Source organism: Paenibacillus camelliae, assembly GCF_023715345.1.
Taxonomy (GTDB): Bacteria; Bacillota; Bacilli; order Paenibacillales; family Paenibacillaceae; genus Pristimantibacillus; species Pristimantibacillus camelliae.
The window spans coordinates 72,738-97,304 of the sequence record NZ_JAMBNY010000004.1; the positions used below are offsets into that span (position 1 = coordinate 72,738).

The 24,567-nt window shown below is 38.8% G+C and carries 41 protein-coding genes; all 41 read left to right on the forward strand.

Annotation, left to right across the window (positions count from 1 at the left end; genetic code table 11):
* The first annotated feature begins 33 nt into the window (after window positions 1–33).
* The 41 genes from rpiA (at window position 34) to M3180_RS09925 (ending at window position 24,493) form a co-directional block, all read left to right on the forward strand.
* On the forward strand, window positions 34–711 hold the full coding sequence (gene rpiA / locus M3180_RS09725) for a ribose-5-phosphate isomerase RpiA (protein ID WP_349774473.1): 678 nt from the start codon (window positions 34–36) through the stop codon (window positions 709–711).
* 51 nt (window positions 712–762) lie between these two features.
* Window positions 763–1,203, forward strand: coding sequence for an aminoglycoside 6'-N-acetyltransferase (aac(6'), locus tag M3180_RS09730; RefSeq protein WP_251667205.1), 441 nt, complete (start codon window positions 763–765; stop codon window positions 1,201–1,203).
* Window positions 1,204–1,350: 147 nt separating this feature from the next.
* The gene (locus M3180_RS09735) at window positions 1,351–1,806 is read left to right on the forward strand and encodes a GNAT family N-acetyltransferase (protein ID WP_251667206.1); all 456 of its coding nucleotides are present in this window, start codon (window positions 1,351–1,353) and stop codon (window positions 1,804–1,806) included.
* A gap of 58 nt (window positions 1,807–1,864) precedes the next feature.
* A complete protein-coding gene (locus M3180_RS09740) occupies window positions 1,865–2,248 on the forward strand; it encodes a VOC family protein (RefSeq protein ID WP_251667207.1) in 384 nt (127 codons plus the stop codon).
* 72 nt (window positions 2,249–2,320) lie between these two features.
* The gene (locus M3180_RS09745; RefSeq protein WP_251667208.1) at window positions 2,321–2,857 is read left to right on the forward strand and encodes a hypothetical protein; all 537 of its coding nucleotides are present in this window, start codon (window positions 2,321–2,323) and stop codon (window positions 2,855–2,857) included.
* A gap of 487 nt (window positions 2,858–3,344) precedes the next feature.
* On the forward strand, window positions 3,345–3,707 hold the full coding sequence (locus M3180_RS09750; protein WP_251667209.1) for an avidin-fold protein: 363 nt from the start codon (window positions 3,345–3,347) through the stop codon (window positions 3,705–3,707).
* Window position 3,708: 1 nt separating this feature from the next.
* Window positions 3,709–4,146 (forward strand): oxidoreductase, encoded by a 438-nt coding sequence (locus M3180_RS09755; protein ID WP_251667210.1) that lies wholly within the window; start codon window positions 3,709–3,711, stop codon window positions 4,144–4,146.
* 25 nt (window positions 4,147–4,171) lie between these two features.
* The gene (locus M3180_RS09760; protein ID WP_251667211.1) at window positions 4,172–4,537 is read left to right on the forward strand and encodes a DUF4180 domain-containing protein; all 366 of its coding nucleotides are present in this window, start codon (window positions 4,172–4,174) and stop codon (window positions 4,535–4,537) included.
* A gap of 46 nt (window positions 4,538–4,583) precedes the next feature.
* Window positions 4,584–4,973, forward strand: a complete 390-nt coding sequence (locus M3180_RS09765) for a hypothetical protein (RefSeq protein ID WP_251667212.1) — start codon at window positions 4,584–4,586, stop codon at window positions 4,971–4,973.
* 35 nt (window positions 4,974–5,008) lie between these two features.
* Window positions 5,009–5,233: a DNA-directed RNA polymerase subunit alpha C-terminal domain-containing protein gene (locus M3180_RS09770; protein WP_432806925.1), complete on the forward strand. Its 225-nt coding sequence runs from the start codon at window positions 5,009–5,011 to the stop codon at window positions 5,231–5,233.
* Window positions 5,234–5,314: 81 nt separating this feature from the next.
* Window positions 5,315–6,073, forward strand: coding sequence for a class I SAM-dependent methyltransferase (locus M3180_RS09775; RefSeq protein WP_251667213.1), 759 nt, complete (start codon window positions 5,315–5,317; stop codon window positions 6,071–6,073).
* Between the two features lie 54 nt (window positions 6,074–6,127).
* Window positions 6,128–6,322, forward strand: coding sequence for a hypothetical protein (locus M3180_RS09780; protein WP_251667214.1), 195 nt, complete (start codon window positions 6,128–6,130; stop codon window positions 6,320–6,322).
* Between the two features lie 252 nt (window positions 6,323–6,574).
* Entirely contained in the window at window positions 6,575–7,354 is a 780-nt protein-coding gene (locus M3180_RS09785; RefSeq protein WP_251667215.1) for a class I SAM-dependent methyltransferase, read from the forward strand.
* 114 nt (window positions 7,355–7,468) lie between these two features.
* The gene (locus M3180_RS09790) at window positions 7,469–8,059 is read left to right on the forward strand and encodes an AAA family ATPase (RefSeq protein ID WP_251667216.1); all 591 of its coding nucleotides are present in this window, start codon (window positions 7,469–7,471) and stop codon (window positions 8,057–8,059) included.
* Window positions 8,060–8,112: 53 nt separating this feature from the next.
* A complete protein-coding gene (locus M3180_RS09795) occupies window positions 8,113–8,631 on the forward strand; it encodes an HXXEE domain-containing protein (protein ID WP_251667217.1) in 519 nt (172 codons plus the stop codon).
* Between the two features lie 14 nt (window positions 8,632–8,645).
* Window positions 8,646–8,924 (forward strand): hypothetical protein, encoded by a 279-nt coding sequence (locus M3180_RS09800; protein WP_251667218.1) that lies wholly within the window; start codon window positions 8,646–8,648, stop codon window positions 8,922–8,924.
* A gap of 34 nt (window positions 8,925–8,958) precedes the next feature.
* Complete coding sequence (locus M3180_RS09805) at window positions 8,959–9,486, forward strand: DUF4275 family protein (protein WP_251667219.1); 528 nt, start codon at window positions 8,959–8,961, stop codon at window positions 9,484–9,486.
* 2 nt (window positions 9,487–9,488) lie between these two features.
* A complete protein-coding gene (locus tag M3180_RS09810; protein ID WP_251667220.1) occupies window positions 9,489–9,920 on the forward strand; it encodes an NUDIX domain-containing protein in 432 nt (143 codons plus the stop codon).
* Between the two features lie 268 nt (window positions 9,921–10,188).
* Window positions 10,189–11,025 (forward strand): YwqG family protein, encoded by an 837-nt coding sequence (locus M3180_RS09815; RefSeq protein ID WP_251667471.1) that lies wholly within the window; start codon window positions 10,189–10,191, stop codon window positions 11,023–11,025.
* 52 nt (window positions 11,026–11,077) lie between these two features.
* Window positions 11,078–11,536 carry a hypothetical protein gene (locus tag M3180_RS09820; protein WP_251667221.1) on the forward strand — a complete coding sequence of 153 codons (459 nt, stop codon included), beginning with the start codon at window positions 11,078–11,080 and terminating at the stop codon, window positions 11,534–11,536.
* A 46-nt stretch (window positions 11,537–11,582) separates the two neighbouring features.
* Window positions 11,583–11,858 carry a hypothetical protein gene (locus M3180_RS09825; RefSeq protein ID WP_251667222.1) on the forward strand — a complete coding sequence of 92 codons (276 nt, stop codon included), beginning with the start codon at window positions 11,583–11,585 and terminating at the stop codon, window positions 11,856–11,858.
* 35 nt (window positions 11,859–11,893) lie between these two features.
* Entirely contained in the window at window positions 11,894–12,562 is a 669-nt protein-coding gene (locus M3180_RS09830) for a hypothetical protein (protein WP_251667223.1), read from the forward strand.
* 61 nt (window positions 12,563–12,623) lie between these two features.
* The gene (gene yqeK, locus M3180_RS09835; protein WP_251667224.1) at window positions 12,624–13,241 is read left to right on the forward strand and encodes a bis(5'-nucleosyl)-tetraphosphatase (symmetrical) YqeK; all 618 of its coding nucleotides are present in this window, start codon (window positions 12,624–12,626) and stop codon (window positions 13,239–13,241) included.
* Window positions 13,242–13,302: 61 nt separating this feature from the next.
* Entirely contained in the window at window positions 13,303–14,163 is an 861-nt protein-coding gene (locus M3180_RS09840; protein WP_251667225.1) for an aminoglycoside phosphotransferase family protein, read from the forward strand.
* 271 nt (window positions 14,164–14,434) lie between these two features.
* Window positions 14,435–15,175, forward strand: coding sequence for a class I SAM-dependent methyltransferase (locus M3180_RS09845; RefSeq protein ID WP_251667226.1), 741 nt, complete (start codon window positions 14,435–14,437; stop codon window positions 15,173–15,175).
* A 42-nt stretch (window positions 15,176–15,217) separates the two neighbouring features.
* Entirely contained in the window at window positions 15,218–15,649 is a 432-nt protein-coding gene (locus M3180_RS09850; protein WP_251667227.1) for an NUDIX hydrolase, read from the forward strand.
* A gap of 43 nt (window positions 15,650–15,692) precedes the next feature.
* The gene (locus M3180_RS09855; RefSeq protein ID WP_251667472.1) at window positions 15,693–16,256 is read left to right on the forward strand and encodes a YdcF family protein; all 564 of its coding nucleotides are present in this window, start codon (window positions 15,693–15,695) and stop codon (window positions 16,254–16,256) included.
* A 6-nt stretch (window positions 16,257–16,262) separates the two neighbouring features.
* Window positions 16,263–16,787, forward strand: coding sequence for a GNAT family N-acetyltransferase (locus M3180_RS09860; protein WP_251667228.1), 525 nt, complete (start codon window positions 16,263–16,265; stop codon window positions 16,785–16,787).
* Window positions 16,788–16,856: 69 nt separating this feature from the next.
* Window positions 16,857–17,372 carry a DinB family protein gene (locus tag M3180_RS09865; protein WP_251667229.1) on the forward strand — a complete coding sequence of 172 codons (516 nt, stop codon included), beginning with the start codon at window positions 16,857–16,859 and terminating at the stop codon, window positions 17,370–17,372.
* A 34-nt stretch (window positions 17,373–17,406) separates the two neighbouring features.
* Entirely contained in the window at window positions 17,407–17,949 is a 543-nt protein-coding gene (locus M3180_RS09870; RefSeq protein ID WP_251667230.1) for an AAA family ATPase, read from the forward strand.
* A 16-nt stretch (window positions 17,950–17,965) separates the two neighbouring features.
* Window positions 17,966–18,766 carry an aminoglycoside adenylyltransferase domain-containing protein gene (locus M3180_RS09875; protein ID WP_251667231.1) on the forward strand — a complete coding sequence of 267 codons (801 nt, stop codon included), beginning with the start codon at window positions 17,966–17,968 and terminating at the stop codon, window positions 18,764–18,766.
* Window positions 18,767–18,779: 13 nt separating this feature from the next.
* Window positions 18,780–19,295, forward strand: coding sequence for a GNAT family N-acetyltransferase (locus M3180_RS09880; protein WP_251667232.1), 516 nt, complete (start codon window positions 18,780–18,782; stop codon window positions 19,293–19,295).
* 23 nt (window positions 19,296–19,318) lie between these two features.
* Window positions 19,319–19,801: a hypothetical protein gene (locus tag M3180_RS09885; protein ID WP_251667233.1), complete on the forward strand. Its 483-nt coding sequence runs from the start codon at window positions 19,319–19,321 to the stop codon at window positions 19,799–19,801.
* A 23-nt stretch (window positions 19,802–19,824) separates the two neighbouring features.
* Window positions 19,825–20,085 carry a hypothetical protein gene (locus M3180_RS09890; RefSeq protein WP_251667234.1) on the forward strand — a complete coding sequence of 87 codons (261 nt, stop codon included), beginning with the start codon at window positions 19,825–19,827 and terminating at the stop codon, window positions 20,083–20,085.
* A gap of 255 nt (window positions 20,086–20,340) precedes the next feature.
* Window positions 20,341–20,832: an NUDIX hydrolase gene (locus tag M3180_RS09895; protein WP_251667235.1), complete on the forward strand. Its 492-nt coding sequence runs from the start codon at window positions 20,341–20,343 to the stop codon at window positions 20,830–20,832.
* Complete coding sequence (locus M3180_RS09900) at window positions 20,825–21,301, forward strand: DinB family protein (RefSeq protein ID WP_251667236.1); 477 nt, start codon at window positions 20,825–20,827, stop codon at window positions 21,299–21,301. The genes M3180_RS09895 and M3180_RS09900 overlap by 8 nt, the downstream gene beginning before the upstream one ends.
* Before the next feature lie 71 nt (window positions 21,302–21,372).
* Window positions 21,373–21,984, forward strand: a complete 612-nt coding sequence (locus tag M3180_RS09905; RefSeq protein ID WP_251667237.1) for a hypothetical protein — start codon at window positions 21,373–21,375, stop codon at window positions 21,982–21,984.
* Window positions 21,985–22,001: 17 nt separating this feature from the next.
* The gene (locus M3180_RS09910) at window positions 22,002–22,637 is read left to right on the forward strand and encodes a histidine phosphatase family protein (RefSeq protein ID WP_251667239.1); all 636 of its coding nucleotides are present in this window, start codon (window positions 22,002–22,004) and stop codon (window positions 22,635–22,637) included.
* A gap of 45 nt (window positions 22,638–22,682) precedes the next feature.
* Window positions 22,683–23,111 carry a GNAT family N-acetyltransferase gene (locus tag M3180_RS09915; RefSeq protein WP_251667240.1) on the forward strand — a complete coding sequence of 143 codons (429 nt, stop codon included), beginning with the start codon at window positions 22,683–22,685 and terminating at the stop codon, window positions 23,109–23,111.
* A 68-nt stretch (window positions 23,112–23,179) separates the two neighbouring features.
* Entirely contained in the window at window positions 23,180–23,824 is a 645-nt protein-coding gene (locus tag M3180_RS09920; protein WP_251667241.1) for an HAD family hydrolase, read from the forward strand.
* A 165-nt stretch (window positions 23,825–23,989) separates the two neighbouring features.
* Window positions 23,990–24,493, forward strand: a complete 504-nt coding sequence (locus M3180_RS09925; protein ID WP_251667242.1) for an HIT family protein — start codon at window positions 23,990–23,992, stop codon at window positions 24,491–24,493.
* Window positions 24,494–24,567: the final 74 nt, after the last annotated feature.

Genomic DNA, 24,567 nt, shown 5'->3' on the forward strand with positions numbered 1-24,567 from the left:
TAAAGGGAGATTCGTATATATCCTTGGGAGGACATGATGGAAGCAAAAAGAATTGCTGCTGAAAGAGCTGTTGATTACATACAGAACGATATGATTGTAGGTTTAGGTACTGGCTCAACCGCCTATTGGGCAATACAAAAACTAGGCTCCAAAATACAAGAAGGTCTTAATGTTAGAGCGATTGCTACATCTAAACAATCTGAAGAGCTAGCGGAAAAGCTTAGAATTCCAATGATTTCTTTTTCAGAGATTAGCGAAATTGATATCACAATAGATGGTGCTGATGAAGTTGACGATCGCTTTAATCTGATCAAGGGTGGCGGAGGAGCGCTATTGCGAGAGAAGATTGTGGCTGCAGCAACGAAAGAGTTTATCGTTGTGGTCGATGAGAGTAAGGTAGTAAAGCATCTCGGTAAGTTTTCGCTACCCATAGAGATCGTAAAATTTGGTTACGAAATAACGATAAGAAAGCTTCAACAATTAGGATGTGAACCTGATTTACGAAAGTTGAACAACGAAGCTTTCGTAACAGATAACGGCAATTATATCGTTGACTGTAAGTTTGCCAAAATAGAAAATCCAGAAAATCTTCATCATAGCATTAACCTTATACCGGGGGTTGTAAATAATGGGTTATTTATTGATATGACGAAGAAGGTAATCGTCGGATATAAAAATGGTGAAGTAAAGGAAATTCAGAAAAGAAGCTAAATTATGTTGATTTGCAAGGTTTCCCTAATTTCATAGAGGGATGTGTTCATTATGATCATTGAGAAGGCAAATAAGAAAAATCTCGATGAAGTAACCAGCTTAGCGATAAAGCTGTGGCCAGAGAACATATGGAGTGCGCTCAGGGCTGAATTTGAGAAACAGTTAGATTCCAAGAAAGACGTTGTTTATCTAGCGATCACTGAAGGTCGCTATGTCGGGTTTATACATATGTCGCTCAGATATGACTATGTCGAAGGCTCGAGTACAAGTCCTGTTGGATATATTGAAGGAATCTATGTAGATGAAAACTACAGAAACAAAGGCATCTCTAAAATGCTCGTTGAAGCAGGAGAGATTTGGTCAAAATCGTTAGGCTGTACAGAAATAGCCTCAGATACAGAGCTGCATAACGTTGGAAGCCAACAATTTCATGAAAGAATGGGATTTAAGGAAGTAGCGAAAATCGTAGCATTTATTAAAACTATTAAATAAGCTATCTAATAGTAACAACGGTAGAACAAGCACAGAGCTAGTAATATATCATTCATCGAAGAGTATAGAGCAAGCCTAAGCTCACCAACGCAGACGCTCACCTAAGATTAGTTATCGATGGTGGGCTTTTTTCATGGAGGTGTACGATTGATTATTCGCGCTAGCAATAGGAATGATATCGATCAGCTAATAAAGCTGAGATATGATTTTACTGCTGAATACAAGGCAGTAGATCCCGGTGTATACGAGGCATTTTCACATGAATGCAGAGAGTTTTTTGAAAATATGTTCGCTTCTAATCAGTGGATGGTTTGGGTTGCAGAGATAGAAGGTAGGATCATAGCACATGTTTTCCTGCAAATTATTGAAACGATACCTAGGCCAGGGAGACAACGATCCCCTTATGGGTACGTTACGAATGTTTATACCATACCGGAATATCGTTCTCAAGGGTTCGGGAGTAGAATCATGGAGGAACTTAATCGCTGGGCGCAGCAGAATCAGTTAACGTTTCTAATGGTATGGCCAAGTGAGACAAGTGTTGATTTTTATGAAAGACATGGATTCGAAAAAGCCCTTGAGGTGATGGAGAATCATTTATAAAAATGCTCAATGTTCACTTTCCAATTAAGAAATAATAAAAGCTATGGAGGTCGGCGAAATGGCCAATATCGTTGGTTATATAGATTGCGTTTATTTACCTGTGTTGAATCAAGAGGAAACAATAAAGTGGTATCAAGAGAAGCTTGGGTTTGATTGGAATGGGCATTGCTTTGAGCTTGGATACGGGCCAGACATTATGCTAGTGAACGTCAATAATAAAGAAGATGTAAAGTTAACTTATAATACGGACCACTGGGAAGGCGAAGATTTCGAAATGTATATCCTTACATACAAATCGCCTAATATCGAAGAAACCTATGAAACCTTGAAGGAAAGAGGAGTAAAGGTATCAGATATTAAAATGTATGACGGCAATCGAAAATGTTTTAGATTCTATGATCTCAATGGACATCGATTTGATGTGTGGTCAGGCTGGCTTTAATTCATATTTATGCTGTAGACGCTGTAGTTATAGTAATGTGAGTGTGCCTGGGGAAGTGGAGGTTATATCCGTATGTATTATTATAATGGACACATAGATGACTTCTTACATGGCGTTATGAACGATGATGTTGGTCCAAGGGAATTTGAGAGTTGGATAACAACTAATAAAGAGCTACTGGAAGATTACATCGGAATGAATGAATATCAGCGTTTACTAGCGATTGATTATACGACAACGAGTGCTATTAATCACATAAAAGAGCAAGTAAAGCTGATTCTTGATACCCCAACATATGATCACGAAACAATGTGCGCTCTACTTACAGAGTTACTAGAGAATAAAGACGCATATGTAAAATGCTGCCGTCAAATATATGAACATTACTGTAACGGTTTTGATTTTTTCAAGGATATTGCACTTACTGCAATATGCTACGATTACGATCATCGGTTAGAGCAACCAGATGATTTAGAAGGATTTTTTAAGGAAAGAGAATTTATTGTGAAAGAAGCAACAAAGATATTAGAGTATTTGAAATCAGGTGAAATTAGAATAGTAGAGACTTACTACTACTTGGATCGAAGAATTACAGGTAAAAGGCTGTAAAGGGGATTATTATGGTATGGATAAGGATGATAAGTGCATTAGTGACTTCATTCATCATTAGCTTAGTGGTGGTTTTGAGTGGGAATAACTCGGTAAATCAATCAGAGACAAATCTTGATTCTACAAGTTTTATAGTAGAATTGTTAGTTTTATTTATACCGATAACCTTTGTATTTTTAGTTATCACTGTACCATATTCCTTGTTTGTAGATCGTTGGATGGAAGGTTTACAATGGAGTCGTTTAAGTCGAGAAAGATTTGCTGCCCTTCTATACATTGCAGGAGGAGCCATAAGCTTACTTACCATTAGCTTGCTAATAAGTCATTCTATTCGACTCGTTAGTATAAGATGGATGTTGGTGCTTGGAGGATTAATGTCTCTGACATACCTTATAGTAATAAGAATACTGGAATTTATTTTTCGTAAGATTAAGCGAGGTAGATATGAAAACATATAGGGGCTCGGTCCAATTTTTGCTTAAATGAGGTGTTCATTATTCAAGCAATTCATTATAACAATAAAACATTTGTATCGATAGAAAATACGAGTAACGGTGAAGTATCAAGAGAAACTGTATTTCATTACAAGCAGCAAGATCATATCGTTTGGGCAGATTATTCAGGTGGTGGCATCTTACTTGGTCATCTAATTGGAGTAGTAGATGAAAGAGGTACTCTAGAGATGAGATATCATCATATCAATGAAGCAGGGGAGCTAATGACGGGTGAGTGTACATCTATCCCTGAAATATTATCCGATGGCCGCATGAGATTATATGAATCTTGGCAATGGACATGTAAAGACCAATCCAAGGGGCAATCCATAGTGGAAGAAGTTAAAGAGGAATAGAATGAAGCATATAAATCACTTAACTACAGTACGTTCTAGTCGATATGATTGCAATGATCCTGCGCAAGAAGGTAATAAAAACACAGAGTTTTTTGATTTTATTATCGATGGTCAATCACTGTATCATAGGCTCAAAAAGTATGATATGGTTCCAGCTTTAGGGTGGGGCAGTCAAGTGCATCAGAAGCAAATGCAGGATTATTTCGTATTAAACAAAATGCATCCCAACTTATACTATAGATACCCCATACTTGTGTGCCCTTGGTGTGGGGATGAGGAATGCGGTTTTATTTCGGTTTTTATCGAGAGACATGAAGACTATGTCATATGGAAAGACTTTAAGCTAGAGCCGAATAATATTACCATCAACATAGGTCCATTTTTTTTCGAGTGGGCTAATTATAAAGCATCAATACTTAACGCATATCGTACTGAATGAAAGTAAGCTAATTAGGAGGATGACGATGAAAATTACGAAGATTAATCATAATGGGGTAGACATTGCATTAGTGACGAGTGATGAATTATTAATTACTGATGTTCAGTCAGCATTAGACCTTCTTGCAACGGTTGGCTATGAAGCGAGAACTAATCGGATCATTATCGATAAATCAGCAATAGATGAACAATTCTTTGACTTAAGTACACGTATCGCAGGAGAGATCCTTCAAAAATTCATAAATTATGAGACGAAGCTTGCTATTGTGGGTGACTTTTCAACTTACCAAAGCAAAAGCCTGAAGGATTTCATCTATGAAAGTAACAATGGACGGGATCTATTCTTTTTGCCCGATAAAGATCAAGCCGTTGAAAAATTAAGTAAGCACTAGAACTAGAACGCCATACTTCGCTTAGATTAATTAAAGGAGTTAATCAATGAGTGAACGAAAAACAGAAAAGCATTTAACGATCAAATTAATTACATTAATGATTCAACTGATATTAGGCGTGGCGTTTATTATTATAATGGATGTGGGCTACAAAGTTATAAGTCTGACGACTCTACTCTATATTGCTCTTGCCATTCTAATGTATCTTGCATTTAATACAGGGATGGATTTAATGAAGCGGGATTACAGAACGATAGTTGGGAAATTAATTACCCTATCCAATAGCTTATTAGTTGTTGAAGATGACTATGGTAAGTCACACAAGCTCAGACTGTATGAAAGACCAATACACGATATTAATAAAGATAGTGCAATTGAAGTGAAATATTATATAAGAACCAAAGCAGTAAAAAGCATAGCGATTGTAAAAACATAGATGTTTTTAATTGAACTTTGACTGAAGAGGTAGGAATGACAATGAAAGATAATAAAGTGAAGATAGATGCAAGTGGATTCCTTGCGAAGCTTAGTGCACCTGCACGAAACGCATTGCTCAACGAAGGCGTCGAGACATTGCAGCAACTGGCCCAATATACGGAGAAGGAAATCCTTAAGCTGCATGGTATTGGACCCGCATCCCTACCGATTATGCGGGCTTCACTAGAAGAAGCTGGCTTATCCTTTAAACAAAACTAGCATGATGCCCTTCTAAGATGGTAGTTATCTAAGAGGGGCATTTCTATTAATGATATAAAGTAAGTAACAAGGGAGAGATCAATGAGCACCTTTAACTATAAAGCATTTTATGACAGGGTTGGAAAACAGAACGGCTGGGATTTTAGTAAAGTCCAATGTACAGTCGAAGGAGAGATGCCTAACCTTTATCATCTTGCAGCCCAGCATTCTCCTAAGAAAAAGCTGTTATTAGATATCGGGACCGGTGGCGGAGAGCAGGTATTAGAGCATTGTCGAGCATTTCAATTAGTGGTCGGGATTGACAGTTCATATGAAATGATTCATGCTGCCAATACAAATTTGAAGGCCAGTGAACATAGTAATTTTCGTTTCTTTCAAATGGATTGCACAGATTTAAAGTTTCCAGACCATATGTTTGACATGGTGTCTTGTAGACAGGCTCCTTTTGATCCCAATGAAGTTTCGAGAGTATTAGCACCTAGTGGTCTGTTTATAACGCAGCAGGTCAGCGAGCATGATAAATATAATTTGAAACAAGCGTTTAACCGTGGACAATCTTATGGTGAAGCGAATGGAGCACAGCAGAAAGTGTTTGTTCATCAACTTCAAGAAGCTGGGTTTATTAATATTGAGGTTCATGAATATGATGTAACGGAGTATTACCACTCAGCTGAAGACTTAATTTTCTTGTTGAAGCACACTCCTATCATTCCATCCTTTGGGATTGAAGAGCAAGATTTCGATATTTTTGAAAAATTCATTGCTGATAATCAACATTCTAAAGGAATAAAAACGAATTCAAAAAGATACATAATAACAGCTTATAAACGTGGGCAGTAGGCGATAAAAATTATATGTATTCACAGAAAACGTGGAGAATGGAGGTTAAATGAAATGGAAGCTGTTATCATGTATTCGGCTTTAATATTTATGCCTATCTATGCCATGGTGTTTATTGCATCCCTCTTTAATCTATTGAAAAAATTAAAGGCAGGAAAGGAATTTCAAGGTGTTGAAGTTGTTTGCGGAATTAGCTTTGCCCTTATGATGTGGACGCTGAGTGGCACGATTTTGCTCGGTGCAGGTTAAATTATTGATTAAGAAAATAAGCAAAGACTGTCACAAATAGAAAAATAATGTATAATAATGGAATAAGCGTACTAATGCAAACGACGACCGAGCCTAAGATAAAGCTATCTGAGGCTCGGTCGTTTTCATAGGCTTAGGGAGTGATGACAATAAACAAAATCGGGCTATCTCCAAAAAGGAAAGAAGAGAAATATGAGTATTTGTCTTAAGAAGTAAATAATAGCTTAATTATATATACAAAAAGGAGAATGCATGATGTACAGCTCATACGGGGAACTTTGCACAGAAGTTTATGACCTTAGCAAACCGATAAACCCAACATCTAGCGATGTAAAGTACTATATAGAGCGACTTTCACATGTTAAAGGGAAGGTGCTTGAAGTAGGTTGTGGGTCAGGTAGGGTCCTGATTCCATTACTGCAAGCAGGAATTGCAGTTGATGGTTTAGATCATTCAATACCAATGCTGGAATCCTGTCGCAGCAGGTGCAAAGAATTGAATCTTTCACCCCACTTAATTGAAGGTGAGATGCACGATTTTAATATAACTAGTCAATATGATTCCATTATCATTCCAGGCGGAACGTTCCAATTAATAGAAGGCCGAGAGCAAGCGATGAGAATACTTCAACATCTTCACGCATGCTTGTCACCTGGAGGTAGCTTAATTATGGACCTCTTCATCCCAAGTGACTTTAATACAGACATGACGATTACGAAAACGTATGAAACGTCCAATCAAGAGGTTATTGTGTTAGAGGACAAACGTATTGAATGTAACATACTAGAGCAGAAGATGGTGTCCTTATTAAAGTATGAGAAATGGAGAGATGGATCGCTAATAAAATCTGAGCTGCAGCGTTTACCACTAAGCTGGTACGGTCGCTATGAGTTCGAATTCATGCTAAAAGAGTTAGGCTATCAAGAGGTTACAATCTCTGCTGATTATTGCTACAAGAATAGCCCTACAGTAGCTGGACAGATGATGACATATGAAGCCATTAAGGCAGTTGATGTTAATGAGTCAAGCTAAATTTTTATTGATTGTAATTAAATAGATGAGAACAATTTGATAGATAGTAAGTAGTCGATAGGACGCTATTATTCAGCTAATGTTATACAAATAATACAGCAGGATGTGATACTATTGATCATTTGGATTAACGGTGCTTTTGGAGCGGGAAAGACAACGACTTGCTTCGAGTTAAGCAGAAGGCTGCCGAATTCATTTATATACGACCCGGAGAATGTAGGATATTTTATTAGAAAAAATGCTCCTAAATCAATATTAAAGGGTGATTTTCAGGATCATACAATATGGCGTGAGATGAACTACTCCATGCTTCAGACGATATGCAATGATTATGACGGAATAATTATCGTTCCTATGACCATTGTTAATCCTAAGTATTTTGATGAAATCATCACAAAGCTGCGGTCAAACGGAGTAGAGGTTAAGCACTTCGCTCTTCTAGCAAGCCGCGAAACGTTATTAAAGCGTCTACGGAGCAGAGGAGATCATAAAAATACATGGCCAGCGAGGCAAATTGACAGATGTATGGCTAGCTTATCGCAGGAATTATTCGAGCAGCATATCCAGACAGACAACTTAACTACAGAACAAATTATCGAGCTAATAGCAGAAGCCTGCAATATTGAGCTACAGCCAGATCATAGAAGCGCTGTAAAGAAGAAAATCGATCGTTGGATGAATCAATTAAAACATATAAGAATCTAGTATCAAAAGAGCAAGCATAATAAGTAAATTAGACTGAATGGGTGTGATCTAGTATGCCAGAGATGTCATTACAAACATTAATCTGGTTGTTCATTGTGATCTTTTTACTTCATGATTTAGAGGAAATCATATGGGTTGAATCTTGGATTAAGAAAAACAAACAACATGTGATGAATGTGGTACCCACTTCAATAAAGCGTAGATTAGATAAGATGCTTACTATTACAAGCGGTCAATTTGCACTTGCTGTTTTACTTGAATTTATTATCTTCATTCCATTTACTTATCTCGCTGCGGAGAAAGGAGTTTATCTGATCTACCTATCAATGAACACTATCTTTTTACTGCACGTATTCACTCATGTAGGTCAATCCCTGTATCTAAGAATGTATACACCAGGGGTAGTTAGTGCAGTGATTTTTGTTCTTCCGTATACTTTGTATGTACTACATAGTTTACTTGCAAAGGAATTAGTAACATGGGAAGAAATCTTGTTAAGTATTCCGATTGGACTATTGATAATACCAATCGTATTAGTTGGTCATGAGCTTGGAAAGAAATTGGTGAGGTAGGAGGTATTTATACTATGAAAAGGGGTTTGCGTTTCACAATTGAAGCTATCATCGTAGCTATAGTGACACTATCTATTTTTTACATCTGGCCAATCGTGCAGGGAATGTTACTTACTAACAATCATGTTCCTGACGTTGTAGCTAATTATGAATCCGTTGATCACCTACAATCTAGCGTTTCTTTTGGAACAATCAATCATACGGGCTGGGGATTTAGGTTTATATGTTCAATTCTAGCTGCAGCAGCTTATTATGGTTTACGATACGGTCTTGTATCTATGAAACAGAAGTGATTCTTAATCTACAAAGCAGCTAGGAGGAAAGAATGTGATTAAAGATAAAATAATAGAAATATTAGATCGCCTGCCAGAGGAAGAACAGCAGCACGTATTAGATTATGCAGCGCTTATTGAGCGAAGGTATCAATTTAATTGGAACTTATTTGGCAAGGGCGTAAAAATAACCGATGTATTCGAAGAACCAGAGAAAATTATAGCGCTATGGGAGTATAAGTTTTCAAGCCATCTTAGTGAAGAGACTAAAAAAAGTATTTATTATGATCAGTTTAAGTGGCATATCTTTAGTTATGAAAAAGTGCATAGCCTAACAAAAGACGAAGCTAGAAGTGCATTTAATGAAATACGAAAAGATGAACTCTATCTCATGTATGAGGGCCGTCCATTTATAACGCGGTTAAGCAATGCTAAGGATGTGGTCGCTTTGGACTTTGATAGCGAACAGGATGTATATATTTTTGACACAAGCTGTACATGGACCTATGTCCATACGCATGAATCCTATTGCGGGCCGTATTTTACTTCTGTATCCATGATATCAAATGAAGGAGAGGGGTAACGATGGAAAAGGGTCAGGATGCTTCAGGCATTATACTAATTGATCAACTCAACAGAGTATTGCTAGTTCATCAAACCTATGGAAGGAAGGTATGGTCCATACCAGGAGGAATGGTGGAGCCAGGAGAAAGTGCTTGGCAAGCAGCAGAAAGGGAGCTGAAGGAAGAGGCGAATATTGCTGCTGAAGCGATAGAACTAGCGGGGGTATATTTTCAGCCGCATAGAAACAGATATATTTATACGTTTAAAGCCTTTAAGTATGTGGGTGATATTCAGGTTGACCATATGGAGATTGATGAACATGGTTTTTTTGATATCGATTCTTTACCTAGGCCTATATCGAGCTTTACAGCACAACGCTTAAGAGATGCGGTCACGAGCACTAAAGCAATATTTAAGGAAGAAGATCGAGCCACCTATCATATTCTAGAGTAAGTGTGGCTAAGGTTCTTGCTCTAATTCAATGAACAACAGGAGGGAACGTTACTGAGAAGGCTAGCTACAGTGATTAATGTGCTGTTTTATTTAATTAGTTGCGTCGCGCTCATTATATTTAGTTTCTATGCTAGTGATGTACTTAGTCCGTTACAATTGGGGAACTTTATGGTGTACTCCGGCTATTTTTTTTTCTTGTTCATGCTTATTACCTATATCAGATTCAAGCTGAGATCTAAGAAGAAGTAATTAAGGAATGGAGATCGTGATGAATGTGAATGCAACAAAAGAACATATTTTACGTTTGTTTAGAGAGGCTGGTCTAGGAGAGTACGAGAAGGAATTTGAACAGTATATAACACCTTCTATTAGAATGGAGACCATGCAAGCATCGGATGAGGAAATAATGGTCGGTGAAACAAAAATAGGTGGAAACCCAGATTTACCACCTGATTATACGTGGCCTAGGTGGAAAACGTACCCGATGTCTTTTATCGCTCAAATTAATTTAGCCTCACTGAGTAAAGAGGTTTTGCAGCATTACGATATCCCTAGTAAGGGAATATTATCATTTTTCTATACCGCTCATCCTGATGCGATGTATGGGAATAAGTGTGAGCTGTTTTATAGGAGCAAGGACACGGCTAAAGTATTCTACTTTGACGATCAGCAGACGCTTACTAGAACAGCTGCACCCTTTGAGCAGCATGAGGAGTTTTGGTTTAAGCCATGTAAGGTCAAGTACATTGTTGATTGGACTATTCCTGGCTCCGAGACATATGAGATCAGTAAGGGGTTAGGTATGGGCTGGAACCACAACAGAGAAGTGTTCGATAAATACTGCTTTGTTTTCCAATCTCGTTTTATTGATAAATTTCATAATCGTAGTCAATGGCATGAACCTATACATAGATTTTTAGGAAATCATGATCCTGTCCAATCAGGCTATGTAGATGGCGATCATAATCTACTATTACAGATCGATTCTGATAACCTTGTAGGCACGATGTGGGGAGACACGGGGAGAATATACTTTTTCGGCTGTATCGAGAAGCTTAAGCGGATAAATGTAGCTGATGCTTATGCTGTAATGGAGTGTACTTAGTAGTTTTTTGAGTTTAAAGTTCAGATGATATTGTTATAAGGGGTTATGCAGCTTGAATAAAAGATATGAAATAAAAGCGCCGCGATCTAACTATATTCAAATGTTCGGACTTCTCGTTATATTGACTAGTCATACATTGGTGACTTTATATGCATCAAGTAAAGAAGCTAACTTATTGTATACATTAAAGTGGGTGATAATGTCCCTCATTGTAGTCATCATCATCACCCAAATATACTTACTTCTTCGTTTTGGCAGGGAAATCTCCATTACGCCTGAGCGTATTATAACGAAGCAAAGTGATATTGCTGTTACAGAGATTGAAAAGATCATTATACAGGGGTATTTCATAGAGAGCGTAGGCATTAAAAGAATTGGAAGAAAGCTGATACAGACGGACTTACACTTTAGGTTTAAAGAGGATGAAGAAAAGCATATAGAGGAATTAAAGAAATGGGCTGAGCTACATGGAATCCCCGTCGTACGAGGTAGAATTATAAAGTGGCTATAAAGAGGTGTTATTGCTTTAAAAGCAGTAGAGAGGATGGATAACGATAATGACGAGCAGTAAGAGCATGCAGAGATGGAAGAAGATCAAGAAACAAGGACTGTTTCGATTTATAGTTGTTTATGGAATTCTATTGTTTGGTATCGTTGCAACGATTATTGCATTTTTTGTTGATAGAGTTTGGATATACGGGCTCGACTATTCCAATTATTTTACTGAGGGTTGGGGACGAACAGTATTCGAAACCTATATTAAATGGAGTATCATAGGAATCATTTGGTCCTTGTGGATGTGGTTTCTCTATGTCAAACGGTTAGGTAAGTAGTTCATTATAACAGCCCTATGAAGGGAGATATATTGATGCTCTCACTAGTTCTTAGAACACTACTCTACGATGCGCCACAAGTGATATTTAGTGATGCTGAGATTAAGGAATACGAGAAGATAAATTCAACGATAAAAAATGGTGAGCTGCTAACCCTTGACCACCATATCTCAAAGTATCGGTTATTATTATATCTGTCGCAGCATCACAATTATTTATTTCATGGCTCCAATCATCCTTCTATCGATGAATTCGAGCCGAGGGAACAGACCTTATATAATAATAAATTAACTAAAGCTGTGTTTGCATCGTCAGAGCCGATGTGGTCTATATTTTATGCGGTGTTTGATCGGAGTAAATTAGTAGGGAGCTTTCGCAACGGATGTCTTGTATATAAAAATAAAAAGTATCATTTTTATTCACTTAATGAATCTACAAAAAACAACGACCCATGGACGGAAGGAGTCATTTATCTTCTACCTAGAGATACCTTTGTGCAGCCAGATCAGAAAAAACTGCACTTCGACGAATGGATTTGTCATGACTACGTTAAGCCATTAGGTAAGATTAAGGTTAATGCAAGTGATTTTATATATAAGAATAAAGTTGCAACTCATCAAGCTCACGAATCACTCATTAAAACCTGGCTGCTCTATAAACGCAGAACGAGGAATAAGAAACAAGGTGATCGTTATGATGAATGATCAATTACTTAATTCGTTATATGGATAAAAATTTATGTAGCTCTTACATACGGAGGTTAATATGCATTCAATCCTTGAACCATACGCTCTCAATTTTAGCTCTTCCAATCATCTTGCACAGAACGTAGAGTCATTTTTCGCAGCACATAACGATCCGGAAACATGGAAGCATACGTTAAAGGTTGCGACTGAAGCTAAGCGGGTTGCTGAACACTACGGAGTGGATTCTTCTAAGGCCGAGCAAGCAGCGCTTCTGCACGATATTAGTAATGCGGTACCTGTTCGAGAAATGCTTTCGATCGCCCAAGCATTGTCGATCGACATCATGGAAGAGGAATATCAGTATGCTCGCATCGTTCACCAAAAGCTATCTAAAGCTATGGCGGAACAACTATTTAACATTAAGGATCAAGAAATACTTGATGCGATTGAATGTCATACAACCTTGAAGTCAGGCTCACATCTACTCGATAAAGTGCTATTTATATCAGATAAAATATCTTGGGATGGTGAGCATCAATATCTACTGGATATTCGGGAAGAAGTATATAATGGCAATCTCGATGCAGGAATCATCATTTACTTAAATCATATTTGGGAGCAAAGATCAAAACTGAAATTAGTACATCCATGGTTAATAGCAGCTAGGGAACAGCTTCTGAGCAAGTTAAATTCATAAGGCGTCTATTGTATGAAGATCAATAATAGAAAGATTCTCGGCATGGAGGAAGGGAACTCCTATGAATATCCAGTTGATTCAGTGGATGGAAATTGAGCAAGAAGCGTTGAACTTATTAACAACAGCAGTCTATGAGCGAATACCTCTATCGCCAGGGCTTGAAGCTGAGGTAGTACAGCTAAATTTTACACCTATGAGTAACCATAACCAGTCCTTTGTTCTGAAGATTTGGAATAAACACTCATTGCCTGACGTGGGCAGGCAGTATGAGCTCCTAGCTAACCTGTTCCAACAAGGCATCTCAGTTTCTAAACCATATGGCTGGGGAGTGAATGAGGATCGTCACTCCGTCTTACTGATGAGCTACGATGGCAAGCCTATGACGAAGCTAGATAAGAGTATGATAAAGAAATTAGCGCAAATGCTTGTTGATGTTCATCGTGTGAAGATCTTAGATGCTAGGCTTACTCCTAGCTATGACTTTGTTGATTACTTTTATCCAGGAATAGAGAAGCATGGTGATATCTATGAGCAGCTAATGGGCATCTTGAATTCCGTAGAACTCTCACAGCAACACTTCATCCATGGTGATTATAATCTAGGAAATGTACTAGAAGAACAGGGTCAACTTACAATCATTGACTGGACTAACGGACAGCTAGGAGATCCAAGATATGATATCGCATGGTCTGTATTTTTAATGAAGCTCTATGCTGGCACTCGCTATGGAGGAATGTACTTTTCAGAATTTGTAAAGCTAACAGACTACTCCTCTGAAGAGCTGGAAGCCTTTGAAGCGATGGCTTGCTTGCGCTGGATCTTACTAAGCCGATTAACGGATATCCCAAGAGACCCCAACACATTAAAACGAATAAGAAAACTAATACAAGACAATGGATTAATTCATGAGCAGCTCCTGTAGATTGCAACACACATCATGTGAAGAATAACCGTGAGGATGTGTAAGCAATATATGAACCTTCATATTATAGGTAATGTGAATAATGGTGCGGGAAGGATAGCTAGCAAAATCGAAGAAATCCTTCTTTGATTTATATTGATGTGGATGTATAATAATGGTAACACTTCAACAAATGACCCAGCCTAACACTATTTAAGGGCTGGGTTTTGTCATTTATACATTAGGTTACTGATAGGGAACGGCTCGGCATTAGAGGATAAGGAGGTTTGTGATGAAGCAGAATCTTTATGACGATCCACAGTTTTTCAATATGTATAAAACATTAAGAGACTCGAAGATTACTTATAACGATTTTATAGAACAACCGGCAATGAGAAGGCTGCTTCCCGAAGTGGAGGGGCTAACGATTGCTGACTTGGGCTGTGGCTTCGGAGATCTCGCTTTGTATCTAGTCGAGAACGGGGCGCAGCAGGTGGTCGGTGTTGATCTATCGGAAAACATGCTGCAGCATGCCAAAAAACATGAGCGAATTCAATACGTACGAAGCTCAATGGAAGATATCGAATTTGAGCATAATCAATTTGATCTCATTGTCAGCTCATTAGCCTTTCATTATGTAGAAGATTTCGAAGCGTTAATTCAGCGCATTACGAAGTGGATGAAGCCGAATGGCTATCTCGTGTTTTCGACCGAGCATCCCGTCATATTAGCACATAAAAGTCAAACAGGCTGGATAAGAGATGCTAATGAGCAGCCGCTTTATTGGCCAATGGATAACTATGGCGAGGAAGGAGAGCGAAGCCAGTTTTGGGGGATAGACGGTGTCATTAAATACCATCGAAAGCTATCAACGCTCGTGAATACACTCATACGACATGGGCTAGTCATTCAAGAGATCGATGAGCCTGAAGCGACCAAGGAAGGTCTTGTGAAAATGCCTAGAATGGTGAATGAAAGAAAAAGACCTTCGTTTATCGTCATTAAGGCTAAGCGAATGGTAAGGGAGCAATAACACCACATTTGTAGCTAGTTTAATAGAAAGAAGGGTGCTAATATGTCTGGAAAGTTAATGGGCGCAGCAGCTGTCATATTGGATCAAGAGGATCGTGTTTTACTAGTGAAGCATAGCTACGGAAAGAACAATTGGGATCTACCTGGTGGAAAATCTGAAATCAACGAGTCAGCGCAGGAAACGGCAAAGCGAGAGGCGCTAGAGGAGATTGGACTGGAGGTCACGGTAGGTCAGCTAACAGGGATCTATTATGATGCAGAATATGATATGCACCATTTTGTATTTACAGCAGCTACTCGGGAGAATGACATGCCAAAGCCTAGCTCTCCAGAGATACTAGAATGCGGATATTTCTCGGTAGAAGATCTTCCGAAGCCAATTAGCGACTTTACAGTGCGGCGAATTCATGATGCCATTGGGCTCGATGCTCAGCAGTTATTTCATGTCATTGGTCCAAGAAAGTGGCTAGAATAGAGGGTGTTTTGGATAAGAAGCGGAGCTGCAGGAGGGTGCTATGATGACATATCCCTTTGATTGTATTCGTGATTTTATGTTTTTTGATACAGCGTTACATCCTAGCGATGTGATCTTGATTCCAGGTGCAAGACAGCCCCAGCTTATGCAAAGGGCAGCTGAGTTATATCATCAAGGATTGGCACCGATCATCTTACCTTCAGGTGGTCAATCGAAAAACTCAGAACCAACCGAATGGGAATTTTTACGAGATGTAGGCCTAGCGCTAGACGTGCCTTCTGAAGCCATCTTGAAAGAAGATCAAGCTACCAATACTTTCGAAAATGCTCGAAATTCATTAAAAGTGTTACAACAAGCAGAGATAGATGCTAAGAAGGTGTTATTAGTGTGTAAAAACTACCATGCTCGCAGAGCATTGCTAACGTATCAGTTTGTATTTCCCCCAGATACAGAGTTTTATGTAGCTCCTGTAGTTGATAAAACAGGAATTACCAAGGATAACTGGTTTCAACATGAAGGAAGAATTAATGTCGTAATGAACGAATTGGAGAAGACGGGGAAATATTTTCGAAAGGCTATCTATCAAGTAGGAGCTGTAAGGAAGTGATGATTGATGAGCTTTGGTGATCTAGAAGGTGAAAGGGTCAAACTGCAGCCAATAGAAATCAAGCATGCTGACCCGCTGTTTCATTGCTCTAGGAATGAAAAACTGTGGGAGAAGCTGCCAATCCAAGTTAATACATTAGACGAGATGAGAGAATTTGTTCAAGCCGCCATAACAGGCAGAGAGTCAGGTGAACAATTTCCGTATGTGGTGATAGATAAAACAACAAGTCGAATCATAGGTACAACTAGATACTTAACATGGTATGCCGAAGAGGTTTGGAGAACAAGGGTGAACACAGAAGCAAAATATTTACTGTTAACACAGGCATTCGAGTTGTGGAAAGCAGTACGAGTCGAATTGATAACGACGACAGATCATTTGACATCACAGAAAGCGATAGAACGAATCGGGGCAACTAAAGAAGGTGTCTTAAGAAAAAAGTATAACAACAGGGACTATGTCATCTACAGTATTATTGACGATGAATGGGATGCAGTTAAGACAAGATTAGAAACTTTACTTAAGCAATAGGTGAACAATGAGCAATTCGATCAATGATCAACAAAATTAGCTCAGCCATTAGTATAAGGAGGTGCGTCTATGAGACCTGATCAACGCGAATATACGCCAATAGCTCAGAAATATATTGATTTAGTTCCAGAGGGCAATATTAGTGAGATATTAAATAAACAGAATACAGACAGCTTATTGTTATTGAATACCGTAACAGAAGAGCAAGCAAATGGTCGATATGCACCAGATAAATGGTCACTTAAAACGGTTATAGGACATATCGCTGATGTAGAAAGATTATGGAGCTACAGACTATTTAGAATTGCGCGCGGTGACGCAAGAGAATTTGCAGGATATGATCGAGACATATTTGCCGAAATGTCAGCTTGTGATCAGCTAACTTTTAACATGGTGCTTCAGGATTATACGGCGGTACGCAAGGCGACCTTAAGCTTAATCGATAACCTTCCAGATGAAGCTATGCTCCGAACGGGAGAGTTTAGCGATCATAAGCTGTCAGCGAGAGCATGCGCCTATGTTATAGCTGGGCACGAGACTCATCATCTCAACATTATAAAGTCCAAATACTTAGGGATACAATAATTGACTACAAGACAATAGAGGGTTGTGTATATAAATGTTTAATAATCAGCCTAGCATCATATTAATTACAGGGATAATGGCTAGCGGTAAGTCAACGATTGCACAATTACTTGCGGAACAGATGGAATACTCTGTTCATTTGCGAGGAGATATTTTTCGTAAAATGATTGTGAATAATCGAACGGAGGTTAGTCCAGATGCCGAGGAAGCCGAGCTGGAACAATTAAAGCTTCGTTATCGTCTTGCAGCACAAGCAGCAGATCTTTATTACGAAGCTGGCTTTACTGTCATCGTTCAAGATGTTGTCATCGGTCCAGTATTAGAGGACTTTATATCTTATATTCGCAATCGTCCCTTATATGTCGTCATTCTATGTCCGAATGAGGAGACAGTATCTATTCGGGAAGCGACTAGATCGAAGAAAGGCTATGGCCTTTGGACGGTAGAAGCTCTGAATAAAGTATTGCAGGAAACACCTCGCATCGGGCTATGGATTGATTCTTCGAACCAAACGCCTGCAGAAACGCTTACTGACATAATGGCTAGATTAGAACAGGAAGGGCGATATCCAAATTGAACAGAGGTGCACGTTAATGATGTATGGCTGGGAAGACTGTCCACAGGACATTAGGAATCAAGTAACTCTATTGAATGATAAATTTATTCAATATATCGGTGAAAATCTAGTAGGGACGTATATTCATGGATCGCTATCACTTGATAGCTTCAATCCGAAACGCAGCGATATCGATATGATTGTGCTCCTGAATGATAAGCTAGATCTTGATACCAGATTCGTGTTAATTAAGGAGCTGCTGCGTATCTCGAACAATCCTGCACCGATTGAGATCAGCTTTATTACGAAGGCCGCCATCAAGCCATGGCAACACCCTACCCCCTTTGAATTACATAGCAGTGAATATTGGAGAGCTAAATATGAAGAACGCGTAGCTGCAGGCGACAAAAGCTTTTGGGCGGAAACACCAACAGATAGTGATTTAGCGTGTCATCTCACGTTAATAAGAAGTAAGGGAATATGCGTATATGGTGAACCGATCGCTGACGTTTTCCCCGAAGTTCCTGAAGCAGACTTCCGCTCCTCTATTCTCAATGGGATCGATTATACAGCTCGTGCAATACTAGCTAATCCTGTTTACGAGATCCTTACATTATGTAGAATTCTATCTTATCTTGAACGTAAGGAGATCATCTCCAAGCGAGAGGCGGGTCTATGGGCACTCGAAAAAATTCCTGATCATCTAAAGTATCTGGTCATAAGTGCAGTCGAGGTTCATGAAGGGTCAAGAGAGGAAATGGTTGAAGCGAGTGTCGCGGATATAGACCAATATGCTTCGCTAATGAAAAGCTACATTAGTCAATACATTGGAGATTAGGAAGAGGTAAACCATGACAGCTGATATTGTAATAAAGCAACTATCCAATCATGATGAAGCGAAGCTGCTAGACTATGAATTTACTCAACGCTATCCATGGTACCGTTCAGGTGATTATTATGAGCGATGCCTTAAAGAAAATATCGAAAATAATCGTATAACGTTATTAGCTTTCTACAAGGGAAGAGCAGCAGGCTGTTGTCACTTGTTATTCGTATCTGAGTATCCCAGCTTTCAAAACGAGAATATTCCTGAAATAAATGATTTGAATGTATTTCCTGAGTATAGGCGAAAAGGGATTGCAAGCAGACTGTTTGATGAGTTAGAAAGTATAGCATCCAAAAAATCTAAATATGTCGGGCTAGGCGTAGGTCTTTATCGAGACTATGGAAATGCACAAATTATGTATAGTAAGCGTGGTTATGTAATGGATGGAAAAGGATTGTCCTATAACAATACTCAAGTTGAGCCAGGCCAGACTGTTATGGTCGATGATGAATTGTTAATGTACTTAATAAAAGAATTGTAAAAGAGTCAGAATGGGGAGGGAATATGAAGAAAGTAATATATCTTCTTTTGAATCTTGTCGTTATATTTCTATTGTTCATGTTTGGAAATGGAATGACGCCTCGCCCTGGGAGCTCTTCTGGTAATGGAAATCCCGCCATTCTGCTGTTTGTACCTTTAGGTATCTTATTCATCGTTTTAGTAGTCCAATGGTTTAATCTCATTAAGAAAAGAGCACATATCAAAGTCACCATTATTACACTTCTTGTATTGGTATGCCATTTTATAGCGGGCTTCTACTACCAAGTTGCAAGCTACCGTAAGTATCGGGACTATTTGGCAGAAGTCCATGCAGAACAATTTGGATCTGTAGACTGGGAATATATTAATTCAATCACAAGTGGGCTCTCCATTCATATTAACAATCAATATTTTAACTGGAATACTTGCTTCTTATTTGTTAGCTTCTCGATGTTCATAGCGTTAATGATTAACGTAATTAAGCTGCGAACGGAAAAACAATTATAGCTTTTGCGTGCATAGGGGGAATTATGAGTAAAGGTAAGGTCGTGCTTATTGGAATTGTTCTTTCATTACTAGTACCAATTATTCATGTTACTACCTTAGATGTCAGCACATCGTATAAGAGTTCACTGCTACCGCATAGTCAAGGAAATGTACATGTTGCCTACTGGTATTCCTACACAATTATTGATTTCTTAAGAGATTTTGCTGTAAGTATGCTGGTGTATTTGTTCATTGTAGGAATTATTCGTCGTATAAGATCGGGGTTGTATTTAAGAAATCAATAGTAAACGCATCTTGTTACGTATTACTCAAAATTAAATAAAGCTGATTAAGGTGAGACTATGCAGAAATGCATGAAGTGTCAGGAAAAATTGGGCTACAAACAAGTATTGAAATCTGGGTTTTTAGATCAGCTCTAGATTTAGAGTTACATTTGGAGTTATGCTCATTCCATTATTAAATGTCCTTGCTTTGTCACCATACTTAATTAGATTCAAGAGGGTAGATATGAAATAGGAACATTAGAAGGGGTGAGACAGATGTTTTATGTCAATGCAAGAGCGATCATTGAGAGAGTTAACGATGGTCATATAGAAATTGTCATACAGAATCGCGTTAAGCCGAATGAGCCACTTACGATCGAGCTTCCTGGAGGACGCATCGAGTTATATGAATCTCTAATCCATGCACTGAGAAGAGAGGTCAAAGAGGAAACGGGCTTAGACGTGACGGAGATTGAAGGGGAAGATTTGAGAATCGTTACAGAAGGGACGCATTTTAATGTGGAGTGTGTGAGGCCATTTGCAGCATTCCAGACAGTAAAAGGTCCCGTTGATTCGCTGGGATACTACTTTCGATGCAATGCAGAAGGAGAACTATTAATTGCCGGAGATCAAACAACAGGCATCAGGTGGATGAATGTTCAAGATGTAAGCGATCTATTAGATGAGGAGCCTCAGCAATTTTCAGAGATCGATAGAGCAGGAATTGTGTATTATCTTAATCAAATGAGGAGGGAGCTTAATGGCTAAAACTGCTGAAGAAATGATCGAAGGATTTAGAGCATTTATTGATTATGTGGAAGGGCTAAAAGCACTCGATGAGAAGGATTGGAGTCAGCCAATATCTGAAGGGAAATGGTCCGTGAAGGACATTATGAGCCATATCATGCTGTGGGATAAGTACTTCTATGAAGAAGCCATAGTGAAGATTGAGCTTGAACAACCGTTAACGGTTAGGCATCTCGACTTTGATGAATTTAATGCGAATGCTATGGAATATGCTAAAACTCAAACAAAGGATGAACTTATTGCTCAGTTTATTGAATATCGAACGAACATTGTAAATAGTATCTCCGGATTATCTGAGGATGCTTACTTAAAGAGCTATAAAGACGGAGATAAAAAGAAGTTTTCTGTTCATAGTTATTTGCGTAGCTTTATCTCTCACGATAAGCATCATAAAAAGCAGATTGAGAAGTATATGAAATCTTTGAAGTAGTATGGAATAGTGACAAACAAGCTTTCAAGTGCACATACAAGCTGCGCCGAAGTAAAAATACGGAGGTTCCTATGCGTAAACTTGCTTCACTGTTATTCATCATGTGTTTTTTGGTCGGTTGTACGGCGGAACCCAGCTCAAAAGTAAAGCCTACGACTATAAAGCTAACTCCTGTTGATCTATTCCAAGGTAGTGGCGAGAAATTCAAGCCTTTCCTAGGCTCGATGTCTGGAGCATTTAAGCTCCGTTATGAAGGCACTAAGCCAAATGCACAATTAGATATCGATATTTGGGAGAACGGCGAAAAAGCATCTTCCTCAGGCTCAGTAGGCGATTTATTTTTTTCTACAGATGAGCAGACAGCTAGTGATGATATTGAAATCATCATTTCAATTGAGGAGGTATCATTGCAGAACGAGGAGACGTTTAAGCAAATTAATATTAATGTTATGCATAACTCTGGATACAGCTTTTTCACTTTAACGACACCGTGGGATGAAAAATATGGCCTACAAGGCTTGTTACAGCATAGCCGGCCTATGACCTTTCAAGCTAATGAGTCCATTCATGTATTCGGCTTACATGCAACAAGCACGAACGGTATACGTACCGGAGACTTATCTCCTGAATCTTTAGCTAGAATTGAAAAAGCAATTATCTTCACATTACATGTTGAACCATAGATTAGAGAAGGAGCAGGATGATGAATAAAGTAACCGTTTATCTGGTGAGACATGCCATTAAAGAACGAACGATAGGTGATGTGCCTATTACGTCAGAAGGCGAGATACAAGCACAACGAACAGCACAGTATTTCAGCAACTTGGGAATTCATACTATCCTTGCTAGCCCGCTTAGAAGGGCAACAGACACTGCACAGCATATATCTACATCTACCAATATAGAGGTGAATATTGATCATCGTCTTCGAGAGCGAGCGAACTGGGGAGACTTACCTGGTCAAACGTTTGAGGAATTTGTGGAAATGTGGGATCGTTGTACGCGAGACCCTGACTACATCCCGCCTATAGGGGATTCTGCAAGACAAGCTTGTGAGAGACTATCTTCTTTGCTAGCAGATTTAGTAGAGGCAGAGGTAGAATCAACAGAATTAGGAAATGATGCTTCAGATCGTAACATTGTCATCGTTACGCATGGCGGGTTAATAACGGATTATTTGGCCAATACGTTTCCGGAAAGCGACCTTAATCGTTTTCACACTCATTTTATTTCCCAGCAAAGTCAGCTCGTACCGGAGTGCTCTATTACCGAGCTTGTATATGAAGACGGTAGCTTTAACCTCGTTCGTTTCGCAGCAGTAGAACATCTCAATTAGCGATTGTTACGAATTATATTCTAGTAAGATTTGGTGGGGGATACGATGCATAGAGAATATATTACACATAGAAGAGTGCCAACAATTCAAGAGTATGAGAAGATTTGTATTGAGGTTGGCTGGAAAGACTATATTAATTTTGAGGTTGCTGAGCAGTCTCTCGATCAATCGCTATTTGGTGTAGTTGTTGAATTCCGAGGTGAGGTTGTGGGGATGGGTAGAGTAGTTGGTGATGGTGCTATTTATTTTTATATTCAAGATATTGCTGTCGTGCCTATGCATCGGAGCAGGGGGATTGGTGACTTGATTATGACGGCCATTACACAATATTTACAGGAGCATGCACCAGAGAAAGCATTTGTGGGATTGTTCTCCTCCCAGGGCAAAGAATCGTTCTACAATAGACACGGATTTAACAAGCATGAAGGTATGACAGGAATGTTCGGTGTTATTCATGGTGGTGAGATCAAGTGATGTTCGCAAGTGCTCGATGTACTTATCATTGTTAGGTTGACCACAACCTTCATTAGGAGGAGGGGAATATGAACCGTACAATAAAAGGGATCATCTTTGATATGGATAATACATTGCGATCCAATATCGACTTTGAAGTGATGAAGAAGGAGACATATGCATTTCTAACGTCTAGAGGGATACTACCTACAGATCTTAATTTGCAGGAGCATACCACTTCAACAATTATTGAGAAGGCACTTCTAACGAATCGGATGACAGAGGATGTAATAAAGGAAATGTGGAAAATCGCTGAGAAACACGAAATAATTGGCATGCAAGAGGCTAAGCTAGAGCATGGAGTTGTGGAGCTTTTAGAGAGTATGAAAGGCAAGTATCATCTAGTTGTTGTGACGAATAACTCTATGAAAGCGGCTGAAGCAGCGCTGCAGGATAACAGCATTATGGAGTATTTCGACCATCTCATTGGAAGAGAAATGATGGCTTCACTTAAACCGTCTCCCGATGGTTTTTTACAGGTGCTGAATGTATATAACGATACGTTATCGACTGAATGGATATCTGTTGGTGATGCATGGATTGACGGGAAAGCCTCTATAGAAGCGGGGATTACTTTTCTATCTTATAATGGAGATCAATCAAAGATGAATCAGATGGGTGTATTTCCAGACGCTCAGATTAAAGATATTAGAGAATTAATGCAGTTTATATAACCCACCTAATACGTTTAATGTTATGAGATAAAGCTTTCGTTGACTAGTCACTCAATGTATAATTATGGTAGAAAATACAGACACATAAAACTCAGCCAATATAAGTGTAAACTGTGGCTGGGTCTTTTTTATAACATAGCATAGATTACTGTGATGAGGTGTTTTATGCCAAGAGAAATATTACTAGCAGATGGAAGAAGCGTCGAGGTGGATTGCTTAAGCTGTGCTTTAACAAGTGGACTAATTACTCCGACTGGTGGTGTCATCTTTGAGTCTAGCAATTTCCATGTTCATCAAGACGTTGGATACCCAATTAGAGGCCTTGTCATTATCGCATCTAAGCGTCATTTTTATTGTATAGATGAGCTTACCGAAGAAGAACAGAGTGAATATATGGCGTTAATACATAAGGTTAGACAAAAGCAAAGAGAAAGACTTGGTATTGAAAAGGTTTATTATTTTTATAACGAAGATACGACGCATCATTTTCATTTGTGGATGGTACCTAGGTATGAGTGGATGAATCGCTTAGGACGGTCAGTAGAATCATTACGGCCAGTACTATTGCACGCTAGGAATGAAATGAATACTGAAGAGAATATGAAGGGCGTTATGGAGGGAATTCACTTACTTAGGGAAGCACTCCGAGCCGAGATAGATGGGTCATAAAAATATGTTATCGAGATGATTAAATTAATAAACTTTCCTTTATCTGTATGAAATTGTAAATTCTAAACAGAGGT